The organism is Stenotrophomonas maltophilia group sp. msm1, from assembly GCF_032025805.1.
Lineage (GTDB): Bacteria > Pseudomonadota > Gammaproteobacteria > Xanthomonadales > Xanthomonadaceae > Stenotrophomonas > Stenotrophomonas hibiscicola.
In genome coordinates, this window is the sequence record NZ_JAVSKH010000001.1 from 158,338 (window position 1) to 176,349 (window position 18,012).

The 18,012-nt window shown below is 65.5% G+C and carries 15 protein-coding genes and 1 tRNA gene; 7 read left to right on the forward strand and 9 right to left on the reverse strand.

The genetic code is table 11. The features are described from left to right. Positions 1-37 precede the first annotated feature (37 nt). Positions 38-3,430, forward strand: a complete 3,393-nt coding sequence (locus ROV95_RS00710; protein ID WP_312542248.1) for an autotransporter serine protease — start codon at positions 38-40, stop codon at positions 3,428-3,430. A gap of 64 nt (positions 3,431-3,494) precedes the next feature. Here ROV95_RS00710 and cml read toward each other — a convergent pair whose 3' ends face one another. Next, positions 3,495-4,682, reverse strand: coding sequence for a CmlA/FloR family chloramphenicol efflux MFS transporter (gene cml / locus ROV95_RS00715; protein ID WP_312542250.1), 1,188 nt, complete (start codon positions 4,680-4,682; stop codon positions 3,495-3,497). A gap of 252 nt (positions 4,683-4,934) precedes the next feature. After that, positions 4,935-5,387 (reverse strand): PA2169 family four-helix-bundle protein, encoded by a 453-nt coding sequence (locus ROV95_RS00720; RefSeq protein WP_005419568.1) that lies wholly within the window; start codon positions 5,385-5,387, stop codon positions 4,935-4,937. Positions 5,388-5,859: 472 nt separating this feature from the next. Here ROV95_RS00720 and ROV95_RS00725 point away from each other — a divergent pair, with 472 nt between their 5' ends. Next, positions 5,860-6,501 (forward strand): glutathione S-transferase family protein, encoded by a 642-nt coding sequence (locus ROV95_RS00725; RefSeq protein ID WP_312542252.1) that lies wholly within the window; start codon positions 5,860-5,862, stop codon positions 6,499-6,501. Between the two features lie 23 nt (positions 6,502-6,524). Here ROV95_RS00725 and ROV95_RS00730 read toward each other — a convergent pair whose 3' ends face one another. Beyond that, positions 6,525-6,932 carry a hypothetical protein gene (locus ROV95_RS00730; protein WP_312542254.1) on the reverse strand — a complete coding sequence of 136 codons (408 nt, stop codon included), beginning with the start codon at positions 6,930-6,932 and terminating at the stop codon, positions 6,525-6,527. A 49-nt stretch (positions 6,933-6,981) separates the two neighbouring features. Further along, positions 6,982-7,401, reverse strand: a complete 420-nt coding sequence (locus ROV95_RS00735; RefSeq protein ID WP_019660762.1) for an H-NS histone family protein — start codon at positions 7,399-7,401, stop codon at positions 6,982-6,984. A gap of 118 nt (positions 7,402-7,519) precedes the next feature. Here ROV95_RS00735 and ROV95_RS00740 point away from each other — a divergent pair, with 118 nt between their 5' ends. Beyond that, positions 7,520-7,912, forward strand: coding sequence for a DoxX family protein (locus tag ROV95_RS00740; RefSeq protein ID WP_019660763.1), 393 nt, complete (start codon positions 7,520-7,522; stop codon positions 7,910-7,912). A gap of 18 nt (positions 7,913-7,930) precedes the next feature. Here the strand turns inward: ROV95_RS00740 and ROV95_RS00745 are convergent, their stop codons facing one another. Beyond that, complete coding sequence (locus ROV95_RS00745) at positions 7,931-9,706, reverse strand: serine hydrolase domain-containing protein (protein ID WP_312542256.1); 1,776 nt, start codon at positions 9,704-9,706, stop codon at positions 7,931-7,933. A gap of 684 nt (positions 9,707-10,390) precedes the next feature. Here ROV95_RS00745 and ROV95_RS00750 point away from each other — a divergent pair. After that, positions 10,391-10,918, forward strand: coding sequence for a hypothetical protein (locus tag ROV95_RS00750; protein ID WP_019660765.1), 528 nt, complete (start codon positions 10,391-10,393; stop codon positions 10,916-10,918). Further along, on the forward strand, positions 10,915-11,427 hold the full coding sequence (locus tag ROV95_RS00755) for a hypothetical protein (RefSeq protein ID WP_155030172.1): 513 nt from the start codon (positions 10,915-10,917) through the stop codon (positions 11,425-11,427). Before ROV95_RS00750 ends, ROV95_RS00755 begins: the two co-directional genes overlap by 4 nt. A 108-nt stretch (positions 11,428-11,535) precedes the next feature. On the opposite strand, the gene ROV95_RS00760 is transcribed toward ROV95_RS00755, so the two are convergent. The 4 genes from ROV95_RS00760 to dtd all read right to left on the reverse strand — a co-directional run bounded on the left by ROV95_RS00760 (position 11,536) and on the right by dtd (position 15,779). Next, positions 11,536-11,611 (reverse strand) — tRNA-Ile (locus tag ROV95_RS00760). Positions 11,612-11,735: 124 nt separating this feature from the next. After that, positions 11,736-13,109 (reverse strand): type II toxin-antitoxin system HipA family toxin YjjJ, encoded by a 1,374-nt coding sequence (gene yjjJ / locus ROV95_RS00765; protein WP_242542585.1) that lies wholly within the window; start codon positions 13,107-13,109, stop codon positions 11,736-11,738. Between the two features lie 284 nt (positions 13,110-13,393). Then, positions 13,394-15,247: an RNA polymerase sigma factor RpoD gene (gene rpoD / locus ROV95_RS00770; RefSeq protein ID WP_019660768.1), complete on the reverse strand. Its 1,854-nt coding sequence runs from the start codon at positions 15,245-15,247 to the stop codon at positions 13,394-13,396. 91 nt (positions 15,248-15,338) lie between these two features. After that, positions 15,339-15,779 (reverse strand): D-aminoacyl-tRNA deacylase, encoded by a 441-nt coding sequence (gene dtd, locus ROV95_RS00775; RefSeq protein ID WP_312542265.1) that lies wholly within the window; start codon positions 15,777-15,779, stop codon positions 15,339-15,341. A 60-nt stretch (positions 15,780-15,839) separates the two neighbouring features. Between dtd and ROV95_RS00780 the strand changes: the two genes are divergently transcribed. Together ROV95_RS00780 and ribA are read left to right on the forward strand one after the other, a co-directional pair. Beyond that, positions 15,840-16,760: a lauroyl acyltransferase gene (locus ROV95_RS00780; protein WP_312542266.1), complete on the forward strand. Its 921-nt coding sequence runs from the start codon at positions 15,840-15,842 to the stop codon at positions 16,758-16,760. A gap of 65 nt (positions 16,761-16,825) precedes the next feature. Then, positions 16,826-17,962 carry a GTP cyclohydrolase II RibA gene (ribA, locus tag ROV95_RS00785; RefSeq protein ID WP_019660771.1) on the forward strand — a complete coding sequence of 379 codons (1,137 nt, stop codon included), beginning with the start codon at positions 16,826-16,828 and terminating at the stop codon, positions 17,960-17,962. Positions 17,963-18,012 lie beyond the last annotated feature (50 nt).

The window sequence follows — 18,012 nt, forward strand, 5'->3', positions numbered from 1 at the left end:
ACGGCGTTGTTGTCCGTCAACCAAGGAATGTTGTCCGATGAATCACCCCCAGCACGGCTGTTCGTCCCACTCCCGCTTCCCGCTGCACAGCCGCCTGGCGTTGGCCGTGGCCAGTTCGCTGTTGCTGGCTGCAGCGCTTCCCGCCATGGCCAGCGAGTCACTCGACGCTTGGCAGCAGCAGCGCCAACTGCAGGCGGCATGGGCGCAGCCCACGTCGATGGCGAGCGCGTCGGCCGGCGCCAACGCAGCGGCCGCAACACCCACGGCAGCAGCCAGCAGCACGTCGCTCCTCGGTAACGCAGGTGATCCGGCCAGTTGGCACACGGAGGAATTCAACGCCGACTGGGGCCTGGCGGCGACCCACGCCGACGACGCCTATGCGCGTGGCCTGACGGGCACCGGCATCCGCCTTGGCGTGTTCGACAGTGGCACCGGCCTGGACCATCCGGAATTCGCTGGCAAGAACCATCGCAGCATCCACATCGCCGACGTGCTCGCCGATGGCACGCGCTGCACCAACACTGCACAGCTCACTGGCCCCGGCGCCTGCTTCTCAAGTGACGGCGACGACGTGCAGGTCAGCTACGTCGGGTTCAACGCAAACGTCCCGCAGAACATCCGCGATCTGATCCTGGCGGGGCCCTATGTACAGCCCGGTATCGGCTACGAAGTGCACGGCACCCATGTTGCCGGCACCATCGCTGCCAACCGTGATGGCAACGGCATGCATGGCGTGGCCTTCGGCGCCGATCTCAGTGTGGCCCGCCTGTTCTTCAACAGCGCCAGCGAATGGCAGCGTACGGCGACCGGGTATTCCGTAGTCTCGCTGGGCAGCGTCGGGCCGGATTCGTCCGCCGTGGTCGACATGTATGCGCAGATGAATGCCCAGGGCGTGCGCGCGGTCAACCACAGCTGGGGCCTGAGCAAGGAACCCGATGCGGTGCTGATGGACCGGATCTACAACGATCCCGATTATCGCGACTACCTTGCCACTTATGCAGACGGATCACGCGCCAAGGGAATGATCCAGGTCTGGGCGGCAGGCAATTCGCCGGCGCGCGGTGCTGCGGCTCCTGTATCGGCCAGCCCGATCGCCGGCATGTACGCCACCCTGCCGCGTGCCTTCGCCGACATCGAAAAATACTGGCTCAGCGTCGTCAACGTTGGACAGGATTTCACCCTCAGCCTGACCTCCAACAAGTGCGGGCTCAGCGCCAACTGGTGCCTGGCGGCCCCGGGTTCCAACATCAACTCCACGGTCTACGGCGATGACTCCGCCGTTGCGGCGTCGTTGGGCGTTGATGCCAACGGCAACCTGTCGCTCGACGTCACCCAGCGCGTGCCAACCTACAGCTACGGGCTGCTCAGCGGCACGTCGATGGCTGCACCGCACGTCACCGGTGCGCTGGGCCTGTTGTTCGAACGCTTCCCCTATCTGGACAGCGCGCAGGTCCGCGACGTGCTGCTGACCACCGCGCGTGATCTTGGCGCACCCGGCATCGACGAGATCTACGGCTGGGGACTGATGGACCTGCGCAAGGCCATCGAAGGCTACGGCTCGCTGCGCGTGGACACCAACGTGGTGATGAACCAGAAGGCCGGTGGCCTGAAGGTGTGGGAAGGCGATGCCTGGGATGACTGGACCAATGACATCGGCGGCCCCGGCAAGCTGACCAAGTCCGGCATCGGCTGGTTGCGCCTGAGCGGTGACAACAGCTTCAACGGCGCGGTACTGAAGGACGGTACGCTGGAACTGAACGGCGCCAACGCGCTTACCGCGGCGGTCGAAGTGCAGGGCGGCCAGTTCCTGCTCAACGGCAGCCTGTTCTCCACCGCACTGACCACTACCGGTGGCGTGAGTACGGTCAGCGCCAGCGCCGTGCTGAAGGACAGCAACCTGAGCGTCAACGGCGGCGTGGTGTCCTTCAACGGCACGCAGACCGGCGGCACCACCACGGTCGGTGCCAACGGCCTGCTGAAGGGTGTCGGTACGCTCGGCACCACCCAAGTCGACGGCATCATCGCGCCCGGCAATTCAATCGGCACGCTGACCATCAACGGCAACTACGTGCAGGGCGCAACCGGCGTCTATGCCGCCGAACTTGCTCCAGGCGGGCGCAGTGACCAGTTGCACGTGACCGGCACCGCCACCCTGGGCGGTACCCTGCTCGCGCTGCCGGAGCCGGGCACCTATTACCTCGGCGAGCAGTTCAATTTCATCCGCGCCGACGGCGGTCTCAACGGGCAGTTCGCGAAGACCGACTTCAGCGCGTTCTCGCCGTTCCTGCAGTTCAGCCTGGCGTACGGTGCCAACGGAGCACGCATCGACGTGGCCCGTGGTGCATCGCTGGCCAGTGCGGCCACTACGCCCAACCAGCATGCGGTTGCGGCGGCGGCCGATGGCCTGGCGATCAACCAGGGCCTGCCCAAGCCGCTGACACAGCTGTTCCCGCAGCAGGTCGGTGCCGTACTCGATGGCCTCAGCGGCGAGCTGCACGCAGCCACCTCGCTGGCGCTGGTGGAAGGCAGCCGTCATGTCCGTGACGCTGCGTTGTCACGCCGTGCCGGCGCAACCGCACCGGGATCCGATACGGGTGACGCCACCGGTGCCTGGGTGCAGGCACTGGGCGGCAACAGCAGGCTGGATGGCAACAGCAACACCGCGCGCACCGATGCCAACAGCAATGGCCTGCTGGTGGGCATCGACCGCGAGTTCGATGGCTGGCAGGTCGGCGTGCTGGCCGGTACCGGCCGCACCGACGTGAAGCAGCTGGAGCGCCGTGCCAAGTCGAAGATCGACAACACGCACGTCGGCGCCTATGCCAGCCACGCCTGGGGCGGCTTCGGCCTGCGCGGTGGCGTGGCATGGAGCAAGCACAAGGTGAAGAGCACGCGCGATGTCGGCTTCGCCGGCTTCAGTGACAGCCTGAGCGCGCGCTACAACGCGCATGCGCGCCAAGCGTTCATCGAAGCGGGCTATCGCTTCGGCAACGCGGAAGGCGGGTTGGAGCCCTACCTGCAGGTGGCTCGCGTGGAAGTGGACCTCAAGCAGATCAACGAGCGCGGTGGCGCGGCGGCGCTGCACGGCAAGGTGGACGACACCGGCACCACCACCGCTACCGCAGGGCTGCGCTTCGACAAGGGCCTGAAGGCATCATTCCAGCAGGACAGCTGGCTGCATCTGCGCGGTGGTCTGGGCTATCGCCGCGCCTTCGGAGACCGCAGCCAGGTGGCCAACCTGGCCTTTGCCAACAGCAGCACGCCCTTTGCAGTCGAAGGCGCACCGATTGCCGAGAACGCTGTCGTGGCCGAGCTGGGCCTGTCGGCGTGGCTGACGCCGCGGCAGCAGCTGGAGCTGGGCTACAGCGGCCAGTTCGGCAGTGAAAGCCGCGACCATGGGGCCAGTGCTCGCTGGTCCATCCGCTTCTAAACACGTGTTCTCTTGACGGGTTGGGGCGGCCTTGCGGCCGCCCCTTTTTTGCCCCCCCCCAGCGCTATGCGCGACGGCGCAGGGCGGCGGCACCTGCCAGGCTGGCAAGTGGCAGCAGCAACCCATAGGCCACCAGCGGCCACACGGTATCGCCGGGTAGCACAAGGATCACCAGCGTGCCGATGCCTGCCACGATAAGGCTCTGCACTGCGTAGTACAGGGCCACCGCCGCACCCGACGCATCGGCGAAATCACGCAGCGCACCGTTGGCAGCCACTGAAACCACCATCACCAGCCCCACCGCGATGCCCCACATGGGCAGCACCACGCCGATCAACGAGGGACGCCACGCGGCGGCCGACGCCATCAGCAGCGCCCCGGCCACCATCACCCACAGGCCGCGCAGGAAGGTACCGCGCACGTTCCAGCGCCTAATGCACGCGTTCGCCATCCGCGCCGTGACGATCATCACAAGTGCCACCGTCGCGAAGGCCAGGCTGAACGACAGCGGCGAGTACTGCATGCGCCCGACCAGCAACCGGGGCGCGACTGAGAAGAACACGAAGAATGTGCCCATGCCCGCGCTGAAGCCCAGCGTGTAGACCCAGAACGCGCCGCTGCCGAGGATGCGTCGTGCCGCCGGTCGCGCCCCGTCATGGCACTGCGGGCGGGTTTCGTGCCAATGCCGCACCGCGCGCAGGCCGGCGATCGTGCCCAGTACACCGAGCAGAACGAAGATCGCGCGCCAGCCGACGGCACCAGCCAGCAGTGCGCCCAGAACAGGCCCCAGCGCCGGCACGAAGGCCAGCATCGAAGCGAACAACCCATACAGCGAGGCGCCTTCGGGTGTATCGGCATAGACGTCACGGACCGTGGCGAAGGTCGCCACCAATGCCGCCGACGCTCCCACCGCCTGTACGGTTCGCCAGGCCAGAAAAGCGGCGCCGCTGCCGGACAAGGCCAGCGCAAACGACGAAAGCGCGAACAGCAACGCCCCCAGCAACAGGACCGGGCGTCGCCCGATGCGGTCGGACAATGGGCCAAACAGCAACTGGCCCAGCCCGAGCGCCAGCAGGTAACTGCTCAACGTGAGCTGCACCAGCGTCGGGGATGTCTGCAGTGCCTGCGGCATCACCGGCACCACAGGAAGATAGATATCCATGGCCAGCGAGGCCAGGAGGTCGAACGGCGCCATCAGCACAATGGCCGACGGCAACGGGTGGGCCCAACGCGGGGCCTTTCGATGGAACATGGGGAGTCTCCGCCCGGAGTGATCCGGCGGCGATCCATCCACTTCGCGTGCATCGCAGGGATGATCACCGCAACAACGTCTGCATCGTTGTTGCGGCTCAGCGAACTGTCTGCGGACCGTTCCCGTTGCTCATGGTGTTGATCGTTGGCGGTGCGGAACCGGTGCAAGTGTAGCAGCGACCGGTTCAGGGTGGCCGGGGCAGCGGTGCCGCCCCGGCCGCGGCGACCCTGGGGAGTGGGCCGCCGCTGATCGTCAGGCCGCCTTCATCGCATGCTTGCGCGCGCGCATCACGTTGTGGCACTCCTGCACTTCGGGCAACAGCTGAGTGACTTCCTGGCGCACCGCCGGCGGCAGTTCATTGTCCTTCAGCACATCCTTGAACGCGCCCAGCAGGCGATCCTCGGACTCTTCCAGCTCGGCCACGTAGCCATAGTTGGTATCTCCGAACGCGGCGCGGACCTTGCCGTAGAACTGCTGCATCGAACCCACGACGGTGCCATGCTCGGCCGGCTTGCCGCCGCTGGCAGCCACCGAACCGCTCAGCGCCGCGACGATGCGGCCCTTGACGCCGGCGATACGGGTGAACAAGGCCGACAGCTCGGCATCCTTCACCTTGGTTGCGGCCTCTTCGTAGAACGACTTGCCGTCGCGGGCGATCTCGATCAGGTCGTTGAGGCGGTGTTCGATGGTGGACTGGGTGCTCATGGCCTTGCTCCTGTATCTTCGTTTCAGGGGGAGAAAAGCAGCCTCGACTGCGCTGCCTGCGGATCCACTGTGGACATGCTCGTGTGGTTCGCGGGTGAGCAGCGATTGATATGCACATCACTTCACCCAACCCGCACTGACTGCTTCACGCCACAGTGGCGCGTGGCTCACATCGAGCGGTGCTGGCCAGCCTCACCAGGGAACGAACAGGATGATCAGCACGATCACCACGACCGCGGCGAGCGCTCCCATCAGTACGTTTCTCTGGCGCCAACTGGGCTTCGGTTTTCCGGGGGTATTCATGCCTGCTACCTGTCTCTGCGGATGACCCCGGCAGACTGATGGATCGGCGGCGGTACGTGCGTGCAGGACGCGTGCAGGTGACGTGCAGGGCGCCGCCATCGATGTCGATTTCCGGGACGCCCGCTCGTCAGATCATCAAAGCCCTTCCCTCACCACGCGGACTGCTGCCATGACCGCCATCCTCACCGCCTTCGCCACCTCTCCCGACCGCGGCCAGGGCCTGGCCCGTGACATGCGCGTTCGCTGGGCGCTGGAAGAGCTGGACGTGCCCTATGACGTGCAGCTGCTCAGCTTTGCCGAGCTGAAGCACCCCGCGCACCTGGCACGCAATCCGTTCGGGCAGATTCCCACCTGGCAGGAGGGCCACCAGGTCCTGTTTGAATCCGGCGCGATCGTCCTGCACCTGGCCGAACAACATTCCGGCCTGCTCCCGGTTGATCCGGATGCCCGCATGCGCGCGGTCATGTGGCTGTTTGCCGCACTGAACACGGTAGAGCCGCCGATCGTCGAGCGCTCCATGGCCTGGGTGCTGGAGCGCGAGCAGCCGTGGTACGCACAGCGGCTGCCGATGCTGGATGAGCGGGTTCGGGCGCGATTGGCGCAACTGTCAACATGGCTGGCCAACGCGCCGTGGCTGGACGGCGATTTCAGCGTGGGCGACCTGATGATGGTTTCGGTGCTGCTGCGTCTGAAGAGCAGCGGGCTGCTTGACGAGTATCCGCTGCTGGTGGCCTATGTGGCACGGGCAACGCAGCGTCCCGCCTATCAGCGCGCGTTTGCTGCGCAGCTGGCGGTATTCCAGAACGGGTAGTTCCGCGCCATGCGTGGAAATACTCAGCGCAAGCTGCGCCGGCAGGCGGCCTGCACCAGCATCAGCTGCGCCACCAGGATCAGCATCGCGCAGCCGGACAGCAGCCACGGATCGATGTACCACTGCGCGTTGAAACTGAAATCACCGGCGGAAATGCGCTTCCAGCCGTTGAAGTGCTGCATCGCTGCGACCACGAACGCGAAGCCACCGGCTGTGTACGACAACCAGGGCACGATGAGGCTCACCGGGCGCGCGAACAGCGTGAGCAGGCCGAGCACGCCGATGACCGTGCGCTGCACGCGGCAGTACGGGCAGACATAGGCCATCCCGCTCCATTCCACCGCCCAGGCCAGCAGGCTGACCAGCACGGCCGCGCCTGCCGCGGCGTGCAGGACTTTCGGCGTGATCATCATGCCACTCTCGTGTGCCATCCCGTGCTCCTTGGTTGAAAGACCTAGGCAGGGTAGCAGTGCTGCAGCCTCATCCCTTCTTGATGACGGTCCGCTTGCCGATGGTGCTGGTCTTGCCAGCGGTCGGCCTGGCCAAGCCAGGAATCAGGAAATCGGTGACCTTGTGGCCCATCGACACCTTGGACGCCAACCAGCGCGGCATGCGCCCGCGACCGGTCCAGGTCAGGCGCTTGTATTCCGGGTCGCGATACTTGGGCGCGACTTTGCCGGATTTACGGCGGGCGGGTTTGCGGGCGGGCGCAGGTGTTTCCGAGGCTTGGCCGCCAAAGAGTTCTTCGATGGTGTATCCGGCTTCGGCGGCGGCGGCCTTCAGCATCCGGCGCACCGCACTGGCCGGACGGCGGCTGGAAATCAGCTGTTTCCGCCGTTCAGCGGCAACCACCAGGGCACCCAGCTCGCGAAGGCTGAGCGATTCAATATCGATCGTCATGCGGGAAAGGTCTACTGCAGCGCGGCAGCTGTCAAGGCGCCCTGCCCGGCGCGTAGACACGGGCTTCACCGCCGGTGGGCTCCGATCGCCTGCGTCGGCCATCTCCGAGGACCTCGACGTGAGCACTTCATCGCATTCGCTCGCCTACCTGCTTGCACGCATCCTGCTGATGGCCCTGTTCCTGGTCTCCGGGCTGGGCAAGCTCGGTGATCTCAGTGGTACCCAGGGCTACATGGAGGCAATGGGAGTTCCCGGCATCCTGCTCTGGCCGACCATCGCTTTCGAAATCGGCAGCGGCCTGTGCATCCTGCTCGGCTTCCAGACCCGGCTGGTGGCGGTCGTACTGGCAGGTTTCAGCCTGGTCACCGCTTTCATCTTCCACCACAACTTCGCCGATCAGACCCAGCAGATCATGTTCCTGAAGAACCTGGGCCTGGCCGGTGGCTTCCTGCTGCTGGCCTGCACCGGAGCCGGGCGCTACAGCATTGATGGGCGTGGGCGGCGCGGATAAGCAGGCGGCATGCCGCCATCACCCCTGGCCCACGGGCGGGACGCGCTGCAGACGCAGGTTTCGCCATGTCGGCTGGGAGCTGCGGAAATCCACCGCTTCGCCATCGCTGGTGAACAACAAGCCTGGCTCCACTTCGGTGACCAGGCGGATGCCATCGATGTACAGCCAGCCCTGTCGCTGCTCCAGCACAACGGACATCGACGGTTTTCCCCACTGGTCGATGCGATAGCGCCCCAGCCAGGGTTGCCAATGGGGCGCCTGCGGCCCGGTGGGCCCATCGATGGGATCGTTCTGGTCCAGGCCGTCCTCGCCGTTGCTGCATTCCAGGTGCGCCGGCAGCATGTCCGTCGCCGCATGGTAGCGGTACGTCGCAACTTCTCCATCGGTGTCCACGGTGAACAGTTGGTCGCCGTCGATGGCCGCAAAACGGCCGCCCACAGCTTGCGCCCCACGATGCAGTTGCAGTTCACCGCTTCCGGCAACCACGATCTTCGCCTTGCCGCTGCGCCCGATCCAGCTTCCCGCCATCCGCTGCACCTGGTCCTGGTTCAACCTGATCGGCGCCAGGGAAGACAGGGGCACACGCGGCTGACGAGGCCCGAAACGCGCCGACAACAGCTGATCGAGCAGACGCTCGCCAATGCCGTACCCCGCAGACGTCGCGCGATTGAACATCGCGGCAAATCCAGCGTTTGCCTGCCTGCAGTAGGTGAACACGCACCCGAACCCGAAGCCCCCGCCGCGGTGGTGCAGCAGCCTCACCGATGTACTGCCGTAGAGGCGTTCGCTGCGCATGACACCGAGCCCGTAGTCACCGCCCAGGCCGAAACCATGCATCTCGTCCCAAAGGTGAGGCTCGAGCAGTTGCTGCGCACCGGATCGACCGCCACCGAGCAGGAAGCCAAGATACTTCGCCATGTCGGCGGCACTGGTCCAGACGCCTCCCGACACCACCAGCGGCGTCACCGGCGGTACCTGCGCATGGCCTTCCTGGGTTCCCAGTGCCCGCCCCTTGCTTGCCAGGTAGATCGAGGCATCGGCCGTACTGTCGTGCATTCCCAGCGGCTCGAAGATCCGGCGCTGCAGCCAGGCCGGATAGCTGATGCCCGCAACCTGCTCAATGACATGACCGGCAAGGTCGAAGCCCAGGTTGGAGTAGCGATAGCGCGTACCCACTGGAAAGCGCAGCCATGTCTGCGAGATGCTGCGGACGTGCGCATCAAATCCCGGCGACGCCGGTCCGTAGTTGTTGCCCAGTGGCGCCTCGTGCGTGAATCCCGCGCGATTGGCAAGCAGCAGGCGCAGGCTGATGCGCTCCTGTGGAGCATGCTCGAAGCGGCTGCGCACCGTGAACGACGGCAGATAGCGGGTAATGGGCACGTCCAGATCAAGGATGCCGTCCTGCACGGCCAACAGCACCGCCACCGCAGCGAAATTCTTCGAGGTGGACTGGATGCTGAACATCGTGCTGGCGTCTACGGCCGCGCTGCCCTGGCCTGATACGTGACCGAAGCCTTCAGTCCAGCGCACCTGTCCGCCTTCGACCAGGCAGACGGCGGCGGCACCGATGCCGCTGCCGTCCATGGCCGAGCGGATCACGCCGCGTTCCGCGTCGATCAGGCTCCCGGTGGTGACGGTTGGCTGCGCCACCGCAGCAACGCCGGTGGGCATGAGCGTGGCCGCCGGAACGGCAGCAGCGTTGGCCAGGAAGGCGCGACGACTGAGCGTACCAGGCATCAGATCACTCCACTTCGGGATGCCGCCATCTTCCCGCCAGCAGAAATGGCGGGGCATGTGTCATTCGGCACAGAGTGCGGTGATCGACAGTGCTGCACCTTCGCCGGCTGCGCAGGCCTCAGCCCGGAGAGAGCGGCAAGCGGATTCCCTGCGCCGCAACAAAGGCGCGGCACTCGCTCCAATAGGCCTGTGGCGGTGCCCGGAGCTCTGGTCGTGACCAGTAGTCGGTGATGTGCAACGGGTCGACCGGCACCGGGTCCGAAGCGCGTGACGGACCAGAACGTAAACAAGGACTGAATACGAACCAAGGCGGACCGGGGGAGGCTGCACCACTTTTCCGTTCTCTGCGGGCGATGCAGATGTGCACAAGACGATCGAGTCCATCTCTGGGGACTTGCATGCACTCCGTTTCAGTTGCGCGAGCAGCTCCAACGTTGTTGCGTCGCCTACCCGACCCAGTGTTAATCGCAAGGAAACTGCACCACCCTCATGGAATACAGAAGTTCATCGCAGAAATTCGCTGCAGCACTCGTCGTTGCCGTACTCGCCACGGGAGCGGTGGCGGCCCTTCTCCTCCTTCGCCCCACGCCACAGTCTTCGCAAACGGCACCGAATGTTGAACAGGCGGGCGGGCAGCGCAAGGATCCTTCTGCGCCGACACCCTCGGCTGCGTCACCCGCGTTACGGCCTGCCAACAGCACGAGCATGCTGTTTCCTGGTGTTCCGCAGAATCGCGATGGAATGGAACCCAAGGACGATGATCCATTTGATGGGCGTAGCCGCGAGGAGCAACGCTGGCTGGATGAACACGGCTATCCGAATACCGCGCAGTGGGCTTCCTATTCCAGCGCGCCCGATGCGTTGCTGGAACAAGCCGCCCACGGCGGCGACAAGCTTGCGCGCACCATGCTGGACTCGCGAAAGCTGCCCGATCGAACCGCCTTGGACCGGATGATGTCGTCCGCAGTGGACGGCAACTACTTTGCACTGCAACTGCTTGCGACTCATTTCGCATCCACCGGTCGAGCGGGAAACATCAACGCATACGCGGTTTCGCGCGTCCTGGAGATGCGCGCAGACCCTTCCGCCGCGCTTGGCAGGGAAATCATGTTCTCTGCACCGCTCACTATCGAAGAGCGGATGCAGGGGGAGGCCGAAGCGCTTCGTCTGAATGCCACATTCAACCAGCTCTACCAGGAACGAACCGGCGTCCCGTTCGTTCCCGATTACCGCCCGTTCCCCGTTGACAACTCGCAAGGATGGCAATGAAACCTGCAAGTAAATTCGTGCTGGCCACCGCTGCTTTCACCGTTACCGGTGTTGCTCTGGCCTGCACCGTTCTTCCAATGCTCCCGTTCTCGATATCGGTCGACCTGAAGGATATCGCGGCGGCCAAGCAAGCCGGTGCTTCATCCGCAGATGCGCCCAACCGGGCATTCCTGAAGAAGCTGGATGAGACCGCTGAAAGGACGTTCGGTGCGGATGCATGGCGCAACACGTCCTTCGTCGGCAACGTCATGTACAAAACAAAAATCATGATGATGACCGGCTCAAGCATGATCACCGTCAGCAAGCCGTGCGGGAAGTCGGCAGAAGAGTCAGGCGGCACCGAGGACAGCTTCGCCTCGACGCCCCCGTCTGGCGGTGGTGGTGGTGGCAGCACTGGCGGTGGTGGCGGGATCGGCGGCTGGTTCCCCGGTGGTGGCGGGTGCTTCGGCAACTGTCAGCCGCCGCCGCCCGGTCGCGTTGGTCCTATCGAGAATCTGCCACGATCCTGAGGGCACCACAATGAAAGGGCATCGCCGCAAGGTGCTGCCCTTGACGCCCCTGACGCACCAGCCAGACGCCATCGGGGCGTCGTCTCTGGACTTCGCTGGACGTCAATGTGGTGGGCCCACCAGGATTCGAACCTGGAACCAAGGGATTATGAGTCCCCTGCTCTAACCGTTGAGCTATAGGCCCGGCGCAGCGCCACAGTGTAGTGGAGCCTGCGCTCAACCGGCTACCCGCCGGCGCCAAGACACACTGAAAAACCCTCAGCCATCGCTACGCAACGCCGCGCGCCCAGGCTTGCGCAACAGCTGGCTCACCCAAACCGCGCGCCCATCTCCCGCACCCGCTCGGCGTTCGCCCCCGCCAATGACCGCATTGCTGGCGACTGGATCCGCCCGTCAACAGCCACGCACTGCCAGAATGCTTCAGCCACCGGTGCCGCCCAGCGCAGATGCTGCAGATCACCACTGCCCAGCGGTGCGACCGGCGACAGCGGCTCGTCCGCGCGCAACACGCCCAGCTTTGACGGCGCCAGCGACATCGGCAGCATGTCGTAGACCGGCGCCAACGGCAGCGGGCCGCGATCAACGAAGTGGAAGGCGATGTTGCCGTGGTGCATGTCGCTGTTGCCGATCAGCCGCCCGAACGCGTGGCGCCGGCCCATCGCCTGCACGGTGTCGGCCGTCAGCCAGCCTTGATCACGCAGTTCGGCGCCTGCAACCGGCCACGCTGGGGTGACCTCGCCGGTGAACGCGGACGATAGCGACAGCAGCGAGACCAGGCCTCGCCGCCCCAGCAGATCGGGCGTGCGGTCGAAGCGCTCGATTTCCAGGAAGGTGTGCGTGGGCGACTGCAGCAGTTCACTGGACGCCGCGGCTTGTCCGGACTGGCGCAGGGCCTCAAGCGCCAGATGTTCGCAGACCAGCAGATCGCTCCAGCGCTGGGCGGCGGCGCCTTCATCGGGCTGCGCGAACTTGACCAGCACCGAGCGGCGCCTGCCGTGGACCTCCACGGTGGCGGTGAACTTGGGTTGCTCGCCACCCGGCGAGAAGCCCACATCCTCTCCGTCCAGCGCAGCACGCGCACGCTCGCGATACTGTGCAAGACGATCGTCGGCCGCAACCCGATCGATCGGCGCCTGCAACGTCTCCATCGCCGCCTCCACAGCAGCCATACCGAGCAGCAGATCGCCCGCTTCAGTCCCGCCAGCGGTTACCAGGGACATCAACACATCGTCCGGTTGCCAGCCCTTGAGGTCCTTCGGCAGGCCGAGCGCCTGCCCACGGCCATGGGCGAAGCTGCGACCAAGAAATCCCTGCGGTCGCAGGTCATCCAGGTACCACGGTAAGTCAGGAAAGAAGGCAGCAACGTCACCTTCGGGCGCGCGTCGCAGGTTCGGGCAGTCAGGCCCGGCGTCGACATGGAAGCCGCCTCCTACCAGCGCAATTACCCGCCCCAGCTCCTCCAGCGTCGCATCTTCACGCAGCCGGTACAGCGGCCATTCGCTGCCTGCCCGGGTGGGCCGCCGCAGCGCATAGGCGGTTGCCCGCGTTCTGCCCATCCGCACCACCTGCGGGCCACTGGCGGCCACCAGCCGGCTGAGCGCCATCCGGTCCACCCCCAGACGCTCGGCCAGCGCCGCGGCTGGTAGCGGCTGGCCGGGGGCCAGCTGAGCGATCAGATCCAATACCTGTGGGCGTTGAGCGCGTGGCATGTGCATTACGTAATACGAAACTTGTTACGTAATTATCATCAAAAAAAACGGGACTGCAAGCACGATCTTGCATCTATGAGCCTGAAAATAATGGACATATTCACGAAGCGCCAGCTTCGATGCGGATTTTTGTTACATTATTTGTTACGTAATTATATGGCCCTGCCAAGCACTGGCGGGGCGTTACAGGGATGTGGTGGCAAAGAAAAACCCCGCCGAAGCGGGGTTTCTCTCAACACATCAGCCATCGCCGGATATCAATCGATATCCAGGAAGCTGCGCAACTGCTCCGAGCGGCTCGGGTGACGCAGCTTGCGCAGGGCCTTCGCTTCGATCTGGCGGATGCGCTCGCGGGTCACGTCGAACTGCTTGCCGACCTCTTCCAGCGTGTGGTCGGTGTTCATGTCGATGCCGAAGCGCATGCGCAGCACCTTGGCTTCCCTCGGGGTGAGGCCGGCCAGCACGTCGCGCACGGTTTCAGACAAGTTGATGTTGGTGGTGTTCTCGATCGGGGACTCCACGTTGGTGTCCTCGATGAAGTCGCCCAGATGGGAATCCTCGTCGTCACCGATCGGGGTTTCCATCGAGATCGGCTCCTTGGCGATCTTCATCACCTTGCGGATCTTGTCTTCCGGCATGTCCATTTCCTTGGCCAGCTCCTCCGGCGTGGCCTCGCGGCCGTACTGCTGGAGCATCTGGCGGGAAATGCGGTTCAACTTGTTGATCGTCTCGATCATGTGCACCGGGATACGGATGGTGCGCGCCTGGTCGGCGATCGAGCGGGTGATCGCCTGGCGGATCCACCAGGTGGCGTAGGTCGAGAACTTGTAGCCGCGGCGGTATTCGAACTTGTCCACCGCCTTCATCAGGCCGATGTTGCCTTCCTGGATCAGGTCCAGGAACTGCAGGCCGCGGTTGGTGTACTTCTTGGCAATCGAGATCACCAGGCGCAGGTTGGCCTCGACCATTTCCTTCTTGGCCTTGCGCGCCTTGGCTTCACCGTAGGCCATGGCACGGCTGATTTCCTTCAGCTCTTCCAGGTCCAGCTGGGTCAGCTTCTCGATGTCGATCGTCGCCTGCTGTTCGGCAATGATCTGGTCCTTCACTTCGCGCAGGGCCGACGACCACTTCTGCTTGCGCTTCAGTGCGTCTTCCACCCATTCCAGGTTGGTCTGGTTGCCTTCCCAGGAACGGATGAAGTCCTTGCGCGGCATGCGCGCGGTGACGGTGGCCAGGTTCAGCACACGGCGCTCATGCGACTTGATGTCGGCCATGGTGTCGCGCAGCTGCTTGGTCAGCACGTCGGTCAGCGGCAGCGGCAGCTTCAGGGTGACGAACACCGCCGACATCTCTTCGCGCAGGCGCGGCAGGTTCTTCTTGTCGCCCTTGGTCGCGGCCTTCTTGAACGCATTGAAGGCATCGCTCAGCGCCTGCATGCGCGCGGCGACTTCCTCCGGGTCCGGACCGGTCGGTGCGGCTTCTTCCTCGCCACCCTCGACATCATCGTCCTCGTCCTCGTCGCCTTCGGCGTCGGCATCGCTGCTGTCATCGGCAGCGACCGCCGGCGGCGCCGGCTCTTCGTCGACCAGATCATTGAACCCGACGATCACTTCGGCCAGGCGCTTCTTGCCTTCCTTGTGGGCTTCGTAGTCGTTCAGCAGCGACTCGACCGACACCGGGAACTGGCCGAGCGCGGCCTGGACCTGGGAGAGGCCTTCCTCGATGCGCTTGGCAATGGCGATTTCGCCTTCGCGGGTCAGCAGCTCGACGGTGCCCATTTCGCGCATGTACATGCGCACCGGGTCGGTGGTACGGCCACCTTCGGTGTCGAGCGCGCTCAGCGCGGCGGCAGCTTCTTCGGCCGCGGTGTCATCGACTTCGCGGTTGCCGGTGTTGCCGTCGTTGAGAAGCAGGGTTTCCACATCCGGCGCAACTTCATGGACATCGATGCCCATGCCGTTGATCATGCCGATGATGTCTTCGATCTGTTCCGGGTCGACCATGTCGTCCGGCAGATGGTCATTGACTTCGGCGTAGGTCAGGTAGCCCTGTTCCAGGCCCTTGCTGATCAGTTGCTTGATTTCGGATTGGGCAGGACGTTCGTTGGCCATGTAGTGCTCGCGCCACCGGCTGGGTAGGAAATAGGGAACGTAGCATTATACCAGCCCGGGGCCCCGCCTGCCGGGCGGTGGTCCCGCAGGCTCAGGGCCGGAGAAGGAAGGTCACAGGACCGTCATTGACCAGGCTGACGACCATATGGGCACCAAACCGGCCTGTTTCCACCCCTGGCGCGTGATTTTCACGGCAGATCTCGACAAATTGATTGAACCCGCGTTCAGCCTCCTCCGGCGCTGCGGCGCTGGTGAAGCTCGGCCGCATGCCCGAACGGGTGTCAGCGGCCAGGGTGAACTGGCTGACCAGCAACAGGCCGCCGTCGGTGTCACGCAGCGACCGGTTCATTTTCCCGGCCTCGTCGGCGAACACCCGGTAGCCCAGCAGGCGCTCGGCCATCCGTCGCAGCTGGGCCTCGGTATCGCCCGGCTCCATGCCCACCAGCGCCAGCAGGCCTGGTCCGATCTGGCCCACGGTTTCATCATCTACATGGACAGCAGCCTGGCTGACACGCTGGATCAGGACGAGCATCTGGGCTTCCAATGAACAGGGCCGGCCACGATAGCAGTGCCCTTGGCTAAACTGGCGCCAATGAATCCGCAACGCAAAGCCCGGCTGGTCCACCGCGCCACCACCCTGTTCGCCCGCCTGCCCTGGCCGCTGCTGCGGGCGTTCGCGCGCACCCTGGCGTGGGCCTGGATCCGTCTCAATGCCCGTGAGAGCCGTGTCACCCGGCGCAACCTCGAACTGGCCTACCCCGACCTGGACAGTGCCGCGCGGGACCGCCTGCACCGCGAACTGCTGCGCTCAACCGCCCTGCAGGCCATCGAGACCCTGCGCCTGTGGAGCCAGGCGCCGGCCGACAATCTGCGCCTGCACCTGCAGCAGCGCCATGGCGAAGCGCTGTACGACGCCGCTCTGGCCAGCGGCAAGGGCGTGATCGTGGCCGCCCCGCACTTCGGCAACTGGGAGCTGCTGAACCAGTGGCTGGCCTCGCGCGGGCACATCGCCATCGTCTACAAGCCGCCGGAGGACGAGGCCAGCGACGCCTTCCTGCAGCTGGTGCGCGGCGGCCAGAACGTGCAGCAGGTGCGCGCCGAGGGCCCGGCCGTACGCCAGCTGTTCAAGGTGCTCAAGGACGGCGGTGCCACCGGCATCCTGCCCGACCAGCAGCCCAAGGCCGGCGACGGCGTGTTCGTGCCGTTCTTCGGCGTGCAGGCACTGACCATGACCCTGGTCAACCGACTGGCCGAGCGCACCGGCGCCACCGTGCTGTACGGCTGGTGCGAGCGCATCGGGCCGGACATGCAATTCGCCCTGCACATCGAACCGACCGACCCGGCCGTGGCCGACCCGGACCCGCAGGTGGCCGCCACCGCGCTCAACGCCGGCATCGAGCGCATCGCCCGCCGCGACCCGGCGCAGTACCAGTGGACCTACAAGCGCTATACGTTGCGGCCGCCGGGCAGCGGCGAGGAAGACCCGTACGCAACTGAGGAACACCCCCACTGACGGCCGCCTGCGACCACTGGCCGCACCACGTTGAATACGACGCCGTCGCCCCCATAGAGACTGCGATGTCCGCCTCCCCAGGTCCTGCCATGCCTGCTGCTTCTTCCCTGTTCGGCGATCCGGCCGCGATCCGCTGTGAGCGCGCGGTGGCCGAACTGCGCGCCGGTCGCCCGGTGCTGCTCCACGATGGCCACGGCCAGCGCCTGGCGGTGATCGCGCTGGACAGCGCCACGGCCAGCAGCTTCGCTGCCTTCGCCAATGCCGCCCGCGAGCGGCATTACCTGTTCCTGACCGCCACCCGCGCCCGCGTGCTCGGCGTGGAGGCCCCGCAAGGCGCACGCCTGCCGCTGGCCGGCGTTGCCTTCGATGCCCTCCCCTCGCTGGGCTACCTGCGCGAGCCGGGCCCGATGCCCGACGGCTGGACGGCGGGCGATGCCTTCGATGCCGGCGCGGTGGAGCTGGCCCGCCTGGGCCTGTTGCTGCCGGCGATGGTGGCGGTACGCCTGGACGTTGATGACCGCACCTTCGAGGGCGCCGCCGAGGTGGCCCTGTGCGACCTGGCCGAAGGCGCAGCACATGCGGCCCACGACTACGAACTGGTGGCGCGTTCGCCGGTGCCGCTGCGCGATGTCGGCATGACCACCTTCGCGGTGTTCCGCGGCGGCGTGGCCCAGCGCGACCAGGTCGCGATCATCGTCGGCGAACCGGACCTGTCGGCGGTGGTGCCGGTGCGCGTGCACTCTTCATGCCTGACCGGCGACCTGTTCGGTTCGCTCAAGTGCGACTGTGGTGACCAGCTGCGGCGCGGCCTGCGCAAGCTGAAGGAGCTGGGCGGCGGCGTGTTGCTGTACCTGGACCAGGAAGGCCGTGGCACCGGCATCGCAGCCAAGATGCGTGCCTACGGCTACCAGCACGACGGCCTGGACACCATCGACGCCGATGCGCAGCTCGGCTTCGGCGCCGACGAGCGCCGCTACGGCAGTGCGGTGGCCATGCTGCACGGCCTTGGCATTTCGCGCGTGGCGCTGCTCAGCAACAACCCGACCAAGGCACAGCGCCTGCGCAATGCCGGCATCGAGGTACTGGACTGCATTCCGGTCACCGGCGAGATCACCGCCGAGAACGAGCACTACCTGCGCACCAAGGCCGATCGCGCAGGACATCTGCTGGACGTGGATGCGCTGATCCAGGCTGCCCAGTAACGCAGCCGACCTGCTACCGTCTGCGCGGTGCGGCTACCGCCGCCACCGCT

Excerpts from the sequence above, each read along its gene's own strand:
- ROV95_RS00780 (WP_312542266.1), top strand. The coding sequence starts at position 15,840 with ATGAATCCGCAACGCAAAGCCCGGCTGGTCCACCGCGCCACCACCCTG.
- ROV95_RS00720 (WP_005419568.1), bottom strand. The coding sequence starts at position 5,387 with ATGAGCACCCAGTCCACCATCGAACACCGCCTCAACGACCTGATCGAG.
- ROV95_RS00755 (WP_155030172.1), top strand. The coding sequence starts at position 10,915 with ATGAAACCTGCAAGTAAATTCGTGCTGGCCACCGCTGCTTTCACCGTT.
- ROV95_RS00750 (WP_019660765.1), top strand. The coding sequence starts at position 10,391 with ATGGAACCCAAGGACGATGATCCATTTGATGGGCGTAGCCGCGAGGAG.
- ribA (WP_019660771.1), top strand. The coding sequence starts at position 16,826 with ATGTCCGCCTCCCCAGGTCCTGCCATGCCTGCTGCTTCTTCCCTGTTC.
- dtd (WP_312542265.1), bottom strand. The coding sequence starts at position 15,779 with ATGCTCGTCCTGATCCAGCGTGTCAGCCAGGCTGCTGTCCATGTAGAT.
- rpoD (WP_019660768.1), bottom strand. The coding sequence starts at position 15,247 with ATGGCCAACGAACGTCCTGCCCAATCCGAAATCAAGCAACTGATCAGC.
- ROV95_RS00745 (WP_312542256.1), bottom strand. The coding sequence starts at position 9,706 with ATGCCCCGCCATTTCTGCTGGCGGGAAGATGGCGGCATCCCGAAGTGG.
- ROV95_RS00725 (WP_312542252.1), top strand. The coding sequence starts at position 5,860 with ATGACCGCCATCCTCACCGCCTTCGCCACCTCTCCCGACCGCGGCCAG.
- ROV95_RS00710 (WP_312542248.1), top strand. The coding sequence starts at position 38 with ATGAATCACCCCCAGCACGGCTGTTCGTCCCACTCCCGCTTCCCGCTG.
- ROV95_RS00735 (WP_019660762.1), bottom strand. The coding sequence starts at position 7,401 with ATGACGATCGATATTGAATCGCTCAGCCTTCGCGAGCTGGGTGCCCTG.
- cml (WP_312542250.1), bottom strand. The coding sequence starts at position 4,682 with ATGTTCCATCGAAAGGCCCCGCGTTGGGCCCACCCGTTGCCGTCGGCC.
- ROV95_RS00730 (WP_312542254.1), bottom strand. The coding sequence starts at position 6,932 with ATGGCACACGAGAGTGGCATGATGATCACGCCGAAAGTCCTGCACGCC.